The organism is Pseudomonas sp. NPDC085632 (assembly GCF_044541255.1).
Classification (GTDB): Bacteria; Pseudomonadota; Gammaproteobacteria; order Pseudomonadales; family Pseudomonadaceae; genus Aquipseudomonas.
Genome location: NZ_JBITSX010000001.1, coordinates 188,176 through 204,322, shown reverse-complemented (window position 1 = coordinate 204,322; position 16,147 = coordinate 188,176). Strand labels below are relative to the sequence as shown.

13 protein-coding genes are annotated in these 16,147 nt (G+C 60.7%); 9 read left to right on the top strand and 4 right to left on the bottom strand.

Annotation, left to right across the window (positions count from 1 at the left end):
• Positions 1-73 precede the first annotated feature (73 nt).
• Positions 74-1,282, bottom strand: a complete 1,209-nt coding sequence (locus tag ACIF4X_RS00835) for an MFS transporter (RefSeq protein WP_397480530.1) — start codon at positions 1,280-1,282, stop codon at positions 74-76.
• 229 nt (positions 1,283-1,511) lie between these two features.
• Here ACIF4X_RS00835 and ACIF4X_RS00830 point away from each other — a divergent pair, with 229 nt between their 5' ends.
• The 7 genes from ACIF4X_RS00830 (at position 1,512) to ACIF4X_RS00800 (ending at position 9,631) form a co-directional block, all read left to right on the top strand.
• On the top strand, positions 1,512-2,444 hold the full coding sequence (locus ACIF4X_RS00830; protein WP_397480529.1) for an AraC family transcriptional regulator N-terminal domain-containing protein: 933 nt from the start codon (positions 1,512-1,514) through the stop codon (positions 2,442-2,444).
• Positions 2,445-2,521: 77 nt separating this feature from the next.
• Positions 2,522-2,977 carry a (2Fe-2S)-binding protein gene (locus ACIF4X_RS00825; protein ID WP_397480528.1) on the top strand — a complete coding sequence of 152 codons (456 nt, stop codon included), beginning with the start codon at positions 2,522-2,524 and terminating at the stop codon, positions 2,975-2,977.
• The gene (locus tag ACIF4X_RS00820) at positions 2,977-5,226 is read left to right on the top strand and encodes a molybdopterin cofactor-binding domain-containing protein (protein WP_397480527.1); all 2,250 of its coding nucleotides are present in this window, start codon (positions 2,977-2,979) and stop codon (positions 5,224-5,226) included. The genes ACIF4X_RS00825 and ACIF4X_RS00820 overlap by 1 nt, the downstream gene beginning before the upstream one ends.
• Positions 5,227-5,243: 17 nt before the next feature.
• Positions 5,244-6,596 (top strand): c-type cytochrome, encoded by a 1,353-nt coding sequence (locus tag ACIF4X_RS00815; RefSeq protein WP_397480526.1) that lies wholly within the window; start codon positions 5,244-5,246, stop codon positions 6,594-6,596.
• Between the two features lie 13 nt (positions 6,597-6,609).
• Positions 6,610-7,614, top strand: a complete 1,005-nt coding sequence (locus ACIF4X_RS00810) for an XdhC family protein (protein WP_397480525.1) — start codon at positions 6,610-6,612, stop codon at positions 7,612-7,614.
• Positions 7,615-7,782: 168 nt separating this feature from the next.
• Positions 7,783-8,595, top strand: a complete 813-nt coding sequence (locus ACIF4X_RS00805; RefSeq protein ID WP_397480709.1) for a DUF1206 domain-containing protein — start codon at positions 7,783-7,785, stop codon at positions 8,593-8,595.
• Between the two features lie 133 nt (positions 8,596-8,728).
• Positions 8,729-9,631: a bestrophin family protein gene (locus ACIF4X_RS00800; protein ID WP_397480524.1), complete on the top strand. Its 903-nt coding sequence runs from the start codon at positions 8,729-8,731 to the stop codon at positions 9,629-9,631.
• Between the two features lie 43 nt (positions 9,632-9,674).
• On the opposite strand, the gene ACIF4X_RS00795 is transcribed toward ACIF4X_RS00800, so the two are convergent.
• Together ACIF4X_RS00795 and solA are read right to left on the bottom strand one after the other, a co-directional pair.
• On the bottom strand, positions 9,675-10,454 hold the full coding sequence (locus tag ACIF4X_RS00795; RefSeq protein WP_122854761.1) for a MetQ/NlpA family ABC transporter substrate-binding protein: 780 nt from the start codon (positions 10,452-10,454) through the stop codon (positions 9,675-9,677).
• The gene (solA, locus tag ACIF4X_RS00790) at positions 10,451-11,629 is read right to left on the bottom strand and encodes an N-methyl-L-tryptophan oxidase (RefSeq protein ID WP_397480523.1); all 1,179 of its coding nucleotides are present in this window, start codon (positions 11,627-11,629) and stop codon (positions 10,451-10,453) included. Before solA ends, ACIF4X_RS00795 begins: the two co-directional genes overlap by 4 nt.
• A 373-nt stretch (positions 11,630-12,002) precedes the next feature.
• On the opposite strand from solA, the gene ACIF4X_RS00785 reads away from it, so the two are divergent.
• Together ACIF4X_RS00785 and ACIF4X_RS00780 are read left to right on the top strand one after the other, a co-directional pair.
• Entirely contained in the window at positions 12,003-14,408 is a 2,406-nt protein-coding gene (locus ACIF4X_RS00785; protein ID WP_397480522.1) for a glucose/quinate/shikimate family membrane-bound PQQ-dependent dehydrogenase, read from the top strand.
• 85 nt (positions 14,409-14,493) lie between these two features.
• Positions 14,494-15,792 carry a carbohydrate porin gene (locus tag ACIF4X_RS00780; RefSeq protein ID WP_397480521.1) on the top strand — a complete coding sequence of 433 codons (1,299 nt, stop codon included), beginning with the start codon at positions 14,494-14,496 and terminating at the stop codon, positions 15,790-15,792.
• Between the two features lie 63 nt (positions 15,793-15,855).
• Here ACIF4X_RS00780 and ACIF4X_RS00775 read toward each other — a convergent pair whose 3' ends face one another.
• A complete protein-coding gene (locus ACIF4X_RS00775) occupies positions 15,856-16,116 on the bottom strand; it encodes a hypothetical protein (RefSeq protein WP_163013585.1) in 261 nt (86 codons plus the stop codon).
• Positions 16,117-16,147 lie beyond the last annotated feature (31 nt).

The window sequence follows — 16,147 nt, the reverse complement described above, 5'->3', positions numbered from 1 at the left end:
AGTCAACGAAAAACCGGAAAATCCGGATTGTCATCGACTTCCAACACTGCCTCATGAGAAACGGCTGCTCCCCTCAAGCAGCCGCATTCGCCTCGACAAGATGAACCTCCGTGGCATTGCGCCCCGCCATCCACGCCAACACCGACGCGACGACCAACACTGCAGCACTGAGCTCGAATGTGGCTTTGTAGCCACTCAGATCAAAAGCCAGACCGCCAATGATTGCGCCTCCCGCGATCGCCAGTTGGACAATCGCTACCAGCAACCCACCTCCGGCCTCCGCATCATCCGGCAGCGTTTGCGCCAGCCAAGTCCACCAGCCGACCGGCGCGGCGGTGGCTACCAATCCCCAGAGGCCGAGCAACATGGCGGTCAGCACCGGTGATTTGCCGAAGCTGACCAACGCCAGCGCGATGGCCGCCATGATCAGCGGGATGACGGTCAACGTGCGGTAGAGGCCGCGGCCCATAAACCGTTCGATCAGAAAGGTGCCGATAAAACCGGCCAGTCCCAACCCCAGCAGCATCAAGGACAACGTTGAAACACTGACGCCCGTCACGCCTTCTAGAAAGGGACGCAGATAGGTGAACAGCATGAACTGGCCCATGAAAAAGACGCTGACAGCGACCATGCCCAAGGCCACCGGCAATTGCTTCATCAGGCGCAGGACATTGCCGCTATTTGCCTGGCGCTCAGCCTTGAACGACGGCAGGCTGATCAGCAGCCACACGGCGGCCAGCGCTGCAACCGGAACCACGCAGAAGAATGCCCCGCGCCAGCCGATCAGCGAGCCCAGAAAACTCCCCGCCGGAGCGGCGATGACCGTCGCCAGCGCGTTACCGCCGTTGACGATGGCCAGCGCTCGCGAAACCTGTTCAGGTTTTACCAGGCGCATCGCAGTCGCTGCCGACAGCGACCAGAAACCACCAATCGCTATCCCGATCAACGCACGTCCAAACATGAATGAAGGGTAGCCCGGCGCGACCGCGACCACCGTACCGGAGACGATCATCAGCAAGGTCAGGCCCAGCAGCAATTTCTTGCGTTCGACGCGAGCGGCGACCGAGGCAATCAGAAGGCTGGTGATCAAGGCAAACGCACCGGACACGGAAATCCCCTGCCCGGCCTGGCCTTCGGTGATGTGCAGGTCGGCCGCGATCGGCGTCAGCAGGCTGACCGGCATAAATTCTGAAGCGACCAAAGCGAATGCGGCCAGCGACATGGCCAGCACCGCACTCCAGCCGCCTGTTCTTTTAGAAGGATCTGTAGAAGGAAACGTCATGGGAACTACCTGTGGTGCGAAAAACCTGTGGATGTGATGCGCAGGGGCAAGCAGTTTGTCGCTCTTGCGAGCACTGCCCCTGTAACAGATAGACACATTCTCCCGGTCAATCCGGCCCTTCCCTAGTGCATTCCTCTTGAATGCTTGCCTGATCCTCTGGCGATGCAGGGTGATGGATAGGAAACGTCTCGCGCGCGCATTAGAGTTCGGTCAACAGGAGTGACCCGACATGATCCCTACCCCTCTGCCGCAGCAATCGCCTTTGGCATTGCACATCGACCCGCGCGTGAGCGCACCGGGTGACTTCGCCACGGCAATACCCGGCTTGTCGCTGTTTCGTCGCGACCAACCGGCGCCACCTGTTGTGTGCATGATCGAACCGAGCCTGATTCTCGTCGGTCGCGGCGAGAAGCGCTTGTGGGTCGGTGGTGAGGGTTACAGCTATGACCCGTCACGGTTTCTGGTGACCTCTATGGATCTGCCCGCCAACTCCGAAGTGACGCTCGCCAGTCCCGCACAGCCCTGTGTCGGCCTCGTGCTGAAACTGGATGTGAGCATGCTCGCCGAGGTCATCACCAAGAGCGGCTTGCCGGCCAAGCGGCAGCCAGCAACGGGCACGGGCGCCGCAATTGGCAGCCTTTCGTCTGCGCTGGAGGGAGCTCTCGATCGCCTGCTGGCATTACTCGATGAACCCGAGGCGATTCCGGTGCTGGCGCCGCTGATTCTGCGCGAAATCCACTATCGGTTGCTGCACACCGATCAAGGCGCACGGCTGCGGCAGATCACGGCCGTCGATGGTCAGGGTTATCGCATCGCCAAGGCGATTGACTGGCTCAAGCTCAACTACGCAGATGCCCTGCGCATCGACGATCTGGCCGCGCGGGTGCAGATGAGCGCACCGACCTTTCACCATCATTTCCGCCAGCTCACCGGCATGAGTCCGCTGCAGTACCAGAAATGGCTACGGCTCAACGAAGCGCGGCGGCTGATGCTGGTCGAGCGGCTCGACGTTTCGCGGGCGGCGTTTGCCGTCGGCTATGAAAGCCCTTCGCAGTTCAGCCGCGAATATGGCCGCCTGTTCGGCACCGCGCCGAGTCGTGACATCGCCCTTCTGCGCGGGCAGCCATTCGAGGCGGAAGCGCTAGGCACCGTCGCGAATTGAACGAAAAACGGTGCTGCGCCTCGCCGCGTGTCACCGCTCATAACAATGCACGTCAACCGATGATCAGCGGGTGAATCATGGAACTACGAATCAACCAGAAGACCTATCAGGTCGATGCCGACGCCGATACGCCCTTGCTGTGGGTGATCCGCGATGATCTGGGCATGACCGGGACCAAGTACGGCTGCGGACTGGCGCAATGCGGCGCCTGCTCCGTGCTGGTGGACGGCAATGTAGTGCGCTCGTGCGTCACGCCGGTGGCCGGTGTGGTCGGCCGCGAGGTCACCACGATTGAGGCCATCGAAACCGATGACGTGGGCAAACGGGTGGTTTCGACCTGGGTCGATCTGCAGGTCGCTCAGTGCGGCTATTGCCAGTCCGGGCAGGTGATGGCCGCCACCGCGCTGCTCAAACAAAACCCCAAGCCGAGTGATGCGCAGATCGAGGCGGCAATGGTCAATCTGTGCCGCTGCGGCACTTACAACGCGATTCATGCCGCCATGCATGAGCTTGCCGGCAAGGGAGACGCGTGATGAACGTTCGAATCGACCCTTCACAGCAAGCCTCGGTGCTGGATCTGCACGAGCCGATCAATGTATCGCGCAGACGTTTTCTGACCGGGACTGCCGTCGGCGCACTGGTCCTCGGCTTCGGCCTGCCGCTGGGTGCGACGCGCGTGCAAGCTGCCGCTTCTGCGACGGTTGAGCGCGGCACGCAGGTCCCGGCGTTTCTCGAGATCCGTCCGGACAACCGCGTGCGCCTGCTCTGCCCGTTCATGGAAGGCGGACAAGGGACGTTCACCGCGATGGCGCAAATCGTCGGTGAAGAGCTGGATGCCGATCCGTCGACCTTTCTGGTCGAAGCCGCCCCGCCCGGCGAAGCCTATGTGGTGTTGGAGAACGGCATGCGCATCACCGGCGGCAGCATGTCGGTGCGCATGAGTTACCCGGTCATGCGCCGCCTCGGCGCCCTCGCCCGCGCCATGTTATTGCAGGCGGGTGCGCAGCAACTTGGCGTGCCGGTGAGCGAGTTGAGCACCGAGCCCGGCAAAGTCGTACATGCCAAGTCGGGCCGCTCGCTCGCGTACGGTGAACTGGCCGAGCGCGCGATGGATCTGCCGGTTCCTGATCCGGCCTCTGTGAAGCTGCGTGATCCGAGCCAGTTCCGCTGGATCGGCAAACCGGTGAAACGCCTCGATGCTTACGACAAGTCCACCGGCAAGGCGCTGTACAGCATTGATCTGAAGGTCGACGACATGCTCCATGCTGCCGTGCAACATTCTCCGCGCCTGGGCATGACCGTTGGCAACCTGCGCAACGAAGAGCAGGTCAAGGCAATGAAGGGCGTGCATTCCGTGCACCGATTGCCAGGTGCCGTGGCGGTAGTCGCCGAGCGCTGGTGGCACGCCAAACGTGCGGTCGAGGCAATCCAGGTCGACTGGCAAGAGCCAACCGCCGAGAGCAAAGTGCGGCCGATGCCCGCCGACTTTTCCAGCGACGCCTGGTTCAAACGCCTCGCTGAAGACAAAGGCCTGGCCAAAGATGATGAAAACGAAGGCGAAGTGGCGGCGATTCTCAAGGACACCAAGACCCGGATTGACGCCACTTACCACAATCAATACCTGAACCACGGCCAACTGGAACCGCCGTCGGCGCTGGCCCGATTCAACCCGGACGGTTCGCTGGAAGTCTGGTTGCCGAATCAGGCGCCGGACATGTTCCGCGCCGACATTGCCAAACGCACGGGCCTCGATCTCTCGCGCATCACCTTGCACTCACCGCTGTTGGGCGGGTTCTTCGGCCGGCATTTCCTGTATGACTCGGCCAGTCCCTATCCGCAGGCGATCACGCTGGCGAAAGCGGTTGGCCGCCCGGTCAAACTGATCTGGAGCCGCGAAGAAGAGTTCTTGCGTGATGTGCTCCGTCCGGTTGCCGCGGTGAATTTCCGTGGCGCTCTGGACGCCGACGGCTGGCCGCTGGCAATCGAAGCGATCAGTGCCACTGAAGGCCCGACCGAAGCCCTCGCCGGCAAGCAAGGTGAAAAGCTCGACCCGACGGCGCTTGAAGGGTTGTCAGGCAAAACCTATGCGATCCCCAACAAACGCATCGCGCAGATCTACGTCAAAGGCCCGGCGATGCTCGGTTACTGGCGTTCGGTGGGCAATTCGCTCAACGACTTCTTTTATGAATCGTTCCTCGATGAACTGGCCGACAAGGGCGGCAAGGACCCGTTCGACCTGCGCCTGCATTTGCTGCGCGACAACAAACGCCTGACCACCCTGCTGCAAGCGGTGGGTGAACTGTCAGGCGGCTGGAAGCGCGGGCCGTTTACCGCCGAGGATGGCAGCCGCCGTGCGCGCGGTGTGGCCATGGCGTCGCCATTCGGCACAGAGACAGCGGTGATCGCCGAGGTGTCCATCGAGAACGGCCAGGTCAAGGTGCACGACATCTGGCAGGCGATCGATCCGGGCAGCATCGTCAACCCGGCGATTGTCGAGGCGCAGGTCAATGGCGCCGTGGCGTTGGGACTGTCGCAAACCCTGGTGGAAGAAGCCGTGTGGATTGATGGCAAACCCCGGGCGCGCAACTACGACTTGTATCCGATCCTGCCGCCTGCGCGGATGGCTCGGGTCCATGTGCGGGTGGTCGAGAGTGGCGAAAAAATGGGCGGCATCGGTGAACCGCCGTTGCCTGCGGTCGCGCCCGCCGTCGCTAACGCGGTGGCAGCGCTAACCGGTCAGCGGGTGCGCAGCCTGCCCATGAGCCGACACACCTTCACTTGATCAGCGCCGGAGCGTCCATGAATAACAGCCGATTCGCAAGAACCGCTGGCTGGCTGGCGGTGCCGTGCCTGGTCGCGGCAGGCCTGCTGGCCTGGTATGCCACCCGCGAGCCCGTCTCGCGCCTTGAAACCCATCAGATCGCCGTGGCCGACATCGACCCGGCGCTGGTCGCTCGAGGCGAATACGTCGCCCGGCTCAGCGACTGCGTGGCCTGCCACAGCGTGCCGGGCGGTGCGCCGTTCGCTGGCGGCCTGGAAATGGCCACACCGCTGGGCTCGATCCATGCGACCAATATCACCCCGGACGCGGAAACCGGCATTGGCCACTACAGCCTGGCGGATTTCGACCGGGCGGTGCGTCACGGCGTGGCACCCGACAGTCGCCGTCTGTATCCGGCGATGCCCTACCCGTCCTACGCCAAGCTCAGTGACGATGATGTGCGCGCGCTGTATGCGTTCTTCATGAAAGGCGTGGCGCCGGTGAAACAGGCGAACATCCCCAGTGCCATTCCCTTTCCGCTGAACCTGCGCTGGCCGATTGCACTGTGGAACGGTGTGTTTGTCGATGCCGAACCGTACGTGGCCAAACCGTCGCTGGATGAGCGCTGGAACCGTGGCGCTTACCTCGTTCAGGGCGCCGGGCACTGCGGCAGTTGCCATACGCCGCGCGGCCTGGCGTTCAACGAGAAGGCACTCGATGACACCGGTAAGCCGTACCTCGCCGGCGCCTTGCTCGATGGCTGGTACGCACCGAGCCTGCGCGATGATCACAACACCGGGCTGGGCCGCTGGAGCGAGCCGGAGATCGTGCAGTTCCTCAAGACCGGTCGCAACCAACACGCGGTGGTCTACGGCTCGATGACCGAAGCGTTCAACAACTCCACGCAGTTCATGAGCGATGACGATCTGAGCGCGATTGCCCACTACCTGAAGTCGCTTCCCGGAGATCGCGAACGGGATGGCGCGCCGTGGCAGTATCAAGCGGTGTCGGCAGCGCAACGTCTGGACTCGCCCGGTGCGCAGACCTACGTGACGCGCTGTGCTTCGTGCCATGGTCTGGACGGCAAGGGTCAACCTGAATGGATGCCGCCGCTGGCCGGCGCGACTTCTGCACTGGCCAAGGAAAGCGCCTCGGCGATCAACATCACCCTGAATGGTTCGCAGCGTGTGGTCGCGGCTGGTGTACCGGATGCCTATCGCATGCCGGCCTTCCGTGAACAGCTGTCGGATCAGCAGATCGCCGAAGTGCTGACTTTCATGCGCAGCACCTGGGGCAATCAGGGCACGGCGGTTGATGCGCAGACGGTGGGCAAGTTGCGGGAACACACCGATCCGGCCAGCAGCAGTCCGATCATTCTGCAGATGCGCTAGAGGAGAGAGACTGATGGAAAGCATCGACTTGCTGGTCCTGCGCACGGCGCGGGACTGGCTTGCCGCTGGCGAACGTGTGTTGCTCGCTACGGTGGCGCGCACCTGGGGTTCTTCACCGCGTCCGACGGGGTCGATGATGGCTTTGCGCGACGATGGTCGCGTGGTGGGCAGCGTGTCCGGCGGCTGCATCGAGGATGACCTGATCCATCGCTACACAACGGCCCATGGCGGCAGCGTGTTTAGCGACAGCGCACCGCACGTGGTGCGCTATGGCGTCAGCGCCGATGAGGCGCATCGCTTTGGCCTGCCCTGCGGTGGCACGCTCGAACTGATTCTTGAGTTCAACCCGGCGTGGCAGTCGCTTGATGAACTGCTTACGCAACTGGACGCCGGGCAACTGGTTCGCCGTCGTCTGGCGTTGGAATCCGGTCAGGTGCTGCTCGAACCGACCGCAACGCCGGAACAGTTCATTTTCGATGGTGTGCAGATGCTCAACACTCTAGGGCCGGGCTATCGGATGCTGATGATCGGGGCCGGCGCATTGGCCGAATATCTGGCGACCATGGCCTTGTTCAACGGTTTCAAAGTTGCCGTGTGCGATCCCCGCCCCGAGTACATCGAGACCTGGGCGGTGGATGGCGTGGAGCGGATTGTCGGCATGCCGGATGACGTGGTGCGGGACTTTGCGGTCGATCTGCGCACCTGCATCGTTGCTTTGAGCCATGATCCCAAACTCGATGATCTGGCATTGCTCGAAGCGCTCCACAGCCCGGCGTTCTACATCGGCGCCATCGGCTCGCGGCGTAACAGCCAGCTGCGCCGCGAACGCCTGATCGAGCATTTTGGTGAAACCGAGGCGTCGCTTGAACGCCTGCATGGGCCGATCGGCCTCTACATTGGCAGCAAGACGCCGGCGGAAATTGCCGTTAGCGTGATGGCCGAGATTCTGGCGGCGAAGAATGGCGCGCGCCTGCCGCAAGCGTTTTCAATTGCCAGGGGAAAAGCACTCGCAGAATGAGCCGCGCGGTTACTCTGCGTCGTCGTTATCGGTCGGCAACGAAACGACGTGGTCGTGACCGGCCTCGGCGCCGATGTCCTGGAGAAGACACTGTGTTCCTCGACAGGTCATAGAACCCCTCCCGACCAGAAGGGTCTGCTCTCCTATGACCTCACAGGAATACGTCCCATGTCCGCGCAAAGCAACCTTGTCATCCTCGCTCGGGGAGGCTACGCCGCCCGAGGAATGCTGTATCTGATCATCGGTATCTTTGCGTTACTGGCAGCCCAGGATTCAACCAAACCGAAAGACAGCCACAAGAGTCTGGAAGCCCTGCTGGGCCAGCCTTTCGGCTATTTTCTGGTGGGGCTTGTCGTTGCGGGACTGCTCGCGTTTGCCGCCTGGCGTGTTCTGCAAGCCACGCGTGATGTCGATCATCACGGCAAAAAACTCAAAGGCCTGGTGATTCGCACAGGGCTGTTTGTGGGCGGCTTGGTCAACGGTGCTCTGGCGTTCTTTGCATTGGGCCTACTCATCAGCGGGATTAAAAGCTCGGGCAACTCCGCAGGACAAACCAAAGACTGGCTGGCGCATCTGCTGTCCTGGGAACACTCGAACTGGCTGGTGTACCTGTTCGCCCTCATTCCGCTTGGGGTCGGCATTGCTCACATATTCAAGGGCTGGAAAGCGACGTTCGAGAAGTATTTCGAGGCCGACGAGGATGTCATGCGCTACGTCCGCCCGGTCTCGCGGTTTGGTCTGATCGCGCGCGGTGTCGTGTTTATCGAGATTTCATTGCTGCTGGCAATCAGCGGCTCCACCTATCAGGCCATGGATCCACCGGGTATGAAGGAAGCGCTCGATGCGCTGCAGAATCTGCCCGCTGGCTGGCTGATCTTGATGGTGATGGCGTTGGGGCTGATTGCCTTCTCGGTCTACAGTCTGTCGGAAGCTTTCTGGCGCAAGATCAACATGGATGTGCCGGGCGTAGCGAGAACGTAGGAGGTAACGCCTTTGGCGATGATCACCCCGGAAAGTCGAGACGCCGGTTGCCAGACTATTGACCGAACCTTTCCCCCCAAAACACCGTCCGAGCTAAGGCGTTAACGCTTACCGCTCGCCACGAGGTTTCCGTTTGAAAGCTGCCATCGTCAAAAAATACCGTTTGATCATCAAGACTCTGGGCTACGTCGGTTGGGCGTTGTTCTGGCTGCTGCTCTGGGACATCGCCGTCACCGTCGATTTCATGCTCTTCCTCAACGCCAAGCTGAATCTGCCCTTGATGCCCCTGACGTTATTGGGTTCGGCATTGATCGTGCTGATCAGTTTTCGAAACAGCAGCGCTTACAACCGCTGGTGGGAAGCGCGAACGTTGTGGGGGTCGATGATCAACAACTCGCGCAGCTTCGCCCGGCAGGTGCTGACGCTGCTGGACGACTCCGGCAGCGAAGTGAATCCGGTCAAATCGACCCTGTTGCGCCGGCATGTGGCCTATGTAAATTGCCTAGCCGCGCACCTGCAAGGTCAGCCTTGTCCTGAGGAAGTCCGCGCGTTTATTCCGGCGGATGAGTTCGCGCGCAGTGGCACCACCAATAACTTCGCCAATGACATCCTCACCGGTTCCGCGACCTTGCTCGCAAGAGAATACAAGGCCGGGCGCCTGGACAGCATTCGTCTGGCACGACTGGAATCGACATTGGTGGATCTGTCCAACAGCCAGGGCGGTATGGAGCGGATCGCGAATACGCCGCTGCCCTACCCTTATGTGTATTTTCCGCGGCTGTTTATTTCGCTGTTCTGCCTGATCGTGCCGATCGGCCTGGTGGAATCGTTGGGCTGGTTCACGCCGCTGGCCTCGACCGTGGTCGGTTTTATGCTGCTGGCCATCGAACGTATCGGCACCGATCTGCAAAGCCCGTTTCGCCACAGTGAACATCAGATTCAGATGGAAGCACTTTGCGAGACCATCGAGAAAAACCTGCAGTCGATGCAGCGTGATTCGTTGGGCAATGTGCGCCGGGTTGAAGAGAACGCTTGAAGATATCGGGAGCCGTCAGCATGTCTGGCGGCTCCCGACGGAGTCAGAACGCCGGCACCACATCACCGTGATAACGCTCGAGGATGAACTGTTTCACTTGCGGTGAATTGAGCAATGCGCCGAGCTTCTGCACCGCCGGGGCGTTGGCCTTGTCGCGACGTACGTACAGGTAATTGGCGTACGGCGACTCCGAACTTTCGATAAACAGCGCGTCTTTGTGCGGCACCAGTTTGGCTTCCAGCGCGTAGTTGGCGTTGATCAGCGCCATGTCGACCTGATTCAACACCCGCGGCAGCATGGCCGCTTCGAGTTCCTGGAACTTCAGATGCTTGGGATTGCTGACGATGTCCAGGCGCGTCGCCATGATGTTGTCGGGATCCTTCAGGGTGATCAGGCCTTGTTTGGCGATCAGCAGCAGCGCCCGACCGGAGTTGGTCGGGTCGTTGGGAATGGCGATCGTCGCGCCATCCTTGAGTTCGCTGATGTTTTTGATCTTCTTCGAGTAGGCACCGAACGGTTCGATGTGCACGGCCACAATCGGCACTTGATCGCTGCTCGGCCGGTCTTTTTTGTAGGCCTCGTAATACGGTTTGCTCTGGAAGTAATTGGCGTCGAGCAAGCCTTCATCCGTCTGCCGGTCGGGCTGGATATAGTCCGAGAACACTTTGACGTCCAGCGTCACCCCTTCCTTGGCCAGTTCCGGCTTCAAGAACTCGAGAATCTCGGCATGGGGCACAGGCACCACGGCAATTTTCAGGGTTTCGGCATAGGCATTGCCCAGGGCGGCGACCAGCAGTGCTACGGAGAGCGCGACGCGTTTCACGATAGTTTTCCTTCGAAGCGTTTCAGGGAGAAAGAGGACAGGTCCAGGTCGCTCGAGCCGCGCATGCACCACTGCGCAAATGCTTCGCCGAGCGCGGCGGAATGCTTGAAACCGTGACCGGAACAGGCCGACACAAACAGGGTGTGTTGCAGCGTTGGATGCTCGTCGATGATGAAATGGCGGTCTGGCGTCACGGTGTAGGCGCAGACCGCCGACTTGAGGACTTTCGAGGTCACGCCGGCGATGCGGTCTTGCACCTGATGCTCGTACATATCTCGCGCTTCTGCCGCTGAAACCGTACGGTCGATGGCCTGCGCTGACGTTGAGGTGTGGTACTGCGCGGTGGCGATTTTCATGCTGCTTTCGCCGGGTAGCGCGGGAAAGCCATAGTTGATTTTGTCGTCGCCGCGACCGTGGGTGAAGATGAACGTCGGTGAGTGGCCAACCAGTCCGGCGTTCTCATCCACTTCGAACCAGAACAGTTTTTGCCGGTAAACAGTCAGCAGATTCTCATACGGCTCACCGAGCCACTCGCCGTTCCAGTTGCCCGCGCTGATCACCAGTTTATCGGCCCGTAACGTGCGCTGGTTGGTCGTGACTGTGACCCCTGCTTCGTTCGAGCTGATCGCCGTGACGGTCTCGCCTTTATAAAGCGTCGCTCCGTGTTGCTCGGCCAGTTTGAGCTGCACATCGATGCAGCGCTCCGGGCGCACGAAGCCGCCACCCGGTTCAAAATAGCCGATGGCTGAGTCGTGCACGTTGGCGAATTGCGGAAAGCGTTGGCGAATCTGTTCGGCGGGCAAGACTTCGTGCTCGATGCCGTAGGTCTGCGCGAGGCCGATGGTGCGCAAGGTGAAGTCGGTCGGGTCTTGAGGATCGAATTCGGCGCTCGACGTCAACACCAGCAGACCCGATTGTTCGAACAGCGATTCCCCGGTCAGTGCCTCAAGCTCGCGCCAGATGCGATGAGAATTGCGCACGATGGGCACATATTGCGCGCCCTCTCCTACTGAAAGCCGAGTAATGCGCGTATCACCGTGGCTGGAACCGAGGTTGTGAGGTGGGTGATGACGATCAATACCGACAACGTTCACTCCCGCTTTCGCCAGCTGATAAACCGCCGCCGCGCCCATGGCGCCCAAGCCCAGAACCACCACCTCACATCGCTCGGACATAAATAGCCACCTATCAAAAAGGCGCCAGTTGAGCGGTAAACCGTGGCGAATTCCAAGATTAAAAAAGCATATCCATATAGCTCGATGCGCCAAGCGACCGCTCTGGGTCGGGCTAATCGGCGGTTATTCGTCGCATTTACAACCCGGCGCAAATGATTTAAGCCTGAGGGCACGGCATCCGTAATCTGTCACAACTCACAACCAATCTGACATAACAGTGATTTTTGTGCGCATTTCGACAGACATTTCCACATCTGAGCCCTCTGCAGGCGCGAGACAAAACCGCGAACTACGCTTCACGTTGAAATTTGTGTTTTAACTAGGTAGTTACCTAACTATATAATGCGCGCCTCATTTCAACGGGACACTCAACGTGAAGCAGAGTCAACGCCTCTCGGGCATATCAAAATTCATTCTGATCGGGCTGGGCGTCGTCATCGCCCTGCTCGGCTTGGCGCTGGCTGCGGGCGGCGTGAAGTTGGTCAGCCTGGGAGGCTCGTGGTACTTCCTGGTGGGTGGCTTGGTCATGACCGTTTCCGGTCTGCTGATCGCGCGCTTCAAGGTGGCCGGTGCGTGGCTGTTCGCCGCGTTTCTGGTGGGCACCGCGATCTGGGCGGTGAGCGATGCCGGGCTGGTGTTCTGGCCGGTGTTCTCGCGCCTGTTCATGTTCAGTGTGATCGGCCTGGTCGTGGCGCTGGTTTATCCGCTGCTCAAGCGTGCCAGCGGTGGCGTTGGCGGTCGCGGCGCTTACGCCGTGGCAGCGGTGCTGGCAGTTGGCGTGGTTGTGGCGGCCGGCAATATGTTCGTCGCCCACCCGACCGTTGCCGCAACCGGCACTGGCCCGGGCCTGACCCCGGTTGAGCCGGACAAAGCGCAAAAAGACTGGGCGCACTACGGTAATACCGAAGGTGGCAGCCGCTTCGCTGCGCTGGACCAGATCAACCGCACCAACGTCGACAAGCTGAAAGTGGCGTGGACCTACCACACCGGTGACGTCGCCGAGAGCGATGGCAATGGTGCTGAAGATCAGCTCACTCCGCTGCAGGTTGGCAACAAGGTGTTTATCTGCACCCCGCACAACAACCTGATCGCCCTCGATGCCGACACCGGTAAAGAGCTGTGGAAGAACGCGATCAACGCTCAGTCGAAAGTCTGGCAGCGTTGCCGTGGCATGGCCTATTTCGACGCCACCAAAGCGATTGCTCAGCCGAGCAACTCGTCGATCATCGAAGCCAAGCCTGCGCCGGCCGCCAATTGCCAGCGTCGTCTGCTGACCAACACCATTGATGCCCGTCTGATCGCAGTCGATGCGGACACCGGCGAGTTCTGCCAGGGCTTCGGCAACAATGGCCAGGTCGATCTGAAAGCCGGTCTGGGTGATGTACCGGACAGCTACTATCAGTTGTCGTCCGCGCCGTTGATGGCCGGCACCACCGTGGTGGTAGGCGGTCGCGTGGCTGACAACGTGCAAGCCGACATGCCTGGCGGCGTGATCCGTGGTTTCGACGTGATGACGGGTGCGATGCGCTGGGCATTCGACCCGGGCAACCCACAGGATAAAAAGGCGCCGGCCGACGGCAGCACCTACGTGCGCAGCACGCCGAACAGCTGGGCGCCGATGTCCTATGACCCGGCAACCAACACCGTTTTCCTGCCGATGGGCAGCTCGTCCACCGACATCTATGGTGTCGAGCGCAGCAAACTCGATCACACCTACGGTGCTTCGATCCTCGCGCTCGACGCCACCACGGGCGCAGAACGCTGGGTGTTCCAGACCGTACACAACGACCTCTGGGACTTCGACCTGCCGATGCAGCCGAGCCTGATCGACTTCACCAAGGACGGCAAAACCGTTCCGGCCGTGGTTATCGGCACCAAGGCCGGGCAGATCTACGTGCTCGACCGCGCCACTGGCAAACCGCTGACTGACGTTAAAGAAGTCCCGGTGAAAGCGGCGAACATCCCGAACGAACCGTACTCGCCAACCCAGCCGAAATCGGTGGGCATGCCAGAAATCGGTGCTCAGCACCTGACTGAATCGGACATGTGGGGCGCCACCCCATACGACCAGTTGCTCTGCCGCATCGACTTCAAAGGCATGCGCTACGACGGCCTGTACACCGCGCCGGGCACCGATAAATCGCTGAGCTTCCCGGGTTCGCTGGGTGGCATGAACTGGGGCAGCATTTCCACTGACCCGGTGCACGGCTTTATCTTCGTCAACGACATGCGTCTGGGTCTGTGGATTCAGATGATCCCGTCGCAGAACAAAGGCCAGGCGGCTGGCGGTGGCGAAGCGCTGAACACCGGCATGGGCGCCGTGCCGCTGAAAGGTACGCCGTACGCCGTGAACAAGAACCGCTTCCTGTCGGTAGCCGGCATTCCTTGCCAGGCACCGCCATTCGGTACGCTGACCGCGATCGACATGAAGACCCAGAAAGTCGCCTGGCAGGTTCCGGTCGGCACCGTTGAAGACACTGGTCCACTGGGCATCCGCATGCACCTGCCGATCAAGATTGGCCTGCCAACCCTCGGCGGCACCCTGTCGACCCAAGGTGGTTTGATCTTCATCGCCGGCACCCAGGACTTCTACCTGCGCGCCTTCAACAGCGGCAATGGTGAAGAAGTCTGGAAAGCACGTCTGCCGGTCGGCAGCCAGGGCGGCCCGATGACCTATGTTTCGCCGAAAACCGGCAAGCAGTACATCGTCATCACCGCCGGTGGTGCGCGTCAGTCGACCGATCGCGGCGACTACGTGATGGCTTACGCCCTGCCGTAAACCACGGCGTTCACGTAAAGCGCGGCACCTTCGGGTGCCGCGCTGCATTTCCCCTATTGCTCATGTTTTCTGCAGGAAGATTTACATGCTATCGGCTGTTGGTTTTTCCCGTTCCGACCTGTTCAAACGCCTGTTGCTGGGCATCGCGTGCACCACTGCCCTCCCCGCGCTGGCCGACAACGATTCCGATCTGTTGACCCGCAGCACCCTCACCGGCGATTGGGGTGGCTTGCGGCACCAGATGGATGAACAGGGCGTCAAATTCACCGGCGACTACAGCGGCGAAACCGCTTACAACGCTGACGGCGGCCTGCATCGCTCGGCGCGCTACTCGCAGAACATCAAGCTCGGCGTGCAGTTCGATCTGAGCAAACTGTACGGCGTCGACAACGCTGGCAAGGTCCAGTTGACCATCAACGACCGACGCGGCAACAGCGCTTCGGAAGACCTTGTCGGCAACCGTCTGCCGATCCAGGAAAACTACGGAGGCCTGTACACGCGCCTGACCGAACTGAGTTACGAGCGCAGCCTGTTTACCCCGGCGCTCAATGTAAAACTCGGCTACATGGCCATGGGCAATGACCTCGGCGGCCTCGACAGCGGCATCCTCTGCAACTTCATGAACGCCGGTTTCTGTGGCCATCCGCTGAACATGTCCGGCGGTAGCGGCTGGACCAACTACCCCAACGCGCGCCTCGGCGTGCGAGTGAAATACGACCTGTCGTCCTCGTGGCAACTGCGCGTGGCGGCGTTCAACGTTGACCCGGAAAGCAACGGCAACTCCAGCCGCGCCTGGCACCTGGACCCGAAACACACCACCGGCACCGTGGTCCCCATCGAGCTGGTGTACAAACACGCGGGCGCCCTGCCCGGCGAGTACAAGCTCGGTTACTACTACGACAGCTCTGATGTAAAACGCATCGGCAGTGACAAAGAAGTGTCCGGTCGCGGCGGTCATTATTTGCTGATCGATCAAGCCGTCTGGAGCTCGCCGACGTCCGAAGGCCGCAGCCTGCACGCTTTCGGTCAGTACTCGGCCGCCAGTGAGGCGGCGTCACCGTTCAGCAAGTGGTACGGCACCGGCGTGGTTCTGTACAAACCGTTTGAAGGTCGTCCGCGTGACACCGTCGCTCTGGGCTATGGCCGCGCCGTGCCTAACCCGCGCAGCCGTGACGTCTTGCAGGACGCCGCATTGAACAATGGCACCGCGTTTCCGAACCTGGACAGCGCCGAGCAATTGATCGAACTCGGCTACGGTTATCAGGCCACGCCCTGGCTGACCCTGCGCCCGAATGTGCAGTACATCATCGAGCCCGGCGCGTTTTCCGGGCAGGACATCGATAATGCGTTGGTGTTTGGTTTGCAGGTGAAAGCGGCGCTCTGAAGCCCCGAATAGCTGGCAATAAAAAACCCGGTTTGAATGCCGAGTTTTTTATTGCCTTCAAGATCACTTTTTCTTTTTAGCCGGCTTGTCAGCCTTCTTCGAATCCTTGGCCTTCTCCGGCTTGCTATCGGCTTTTTTCGCTGACTTCTTCGGTTCGGCATCTTTTTTCTTGTCTTTCTTGTCCTTGTCGGAGGACTTGGAAAGCGCCGAGGCTGCCGCTGATTTCTTCTCAGGTGATGACTTTTTGTCTTTCAAGTCCTTGCTCGCTTTCGATGCGTCACCTTTGTCTTTGCTTTTCTTTTCGTCTTTAGCCACGTTGACCACCTCTCGGAGTGTGCCGTGATTGACACAGCGC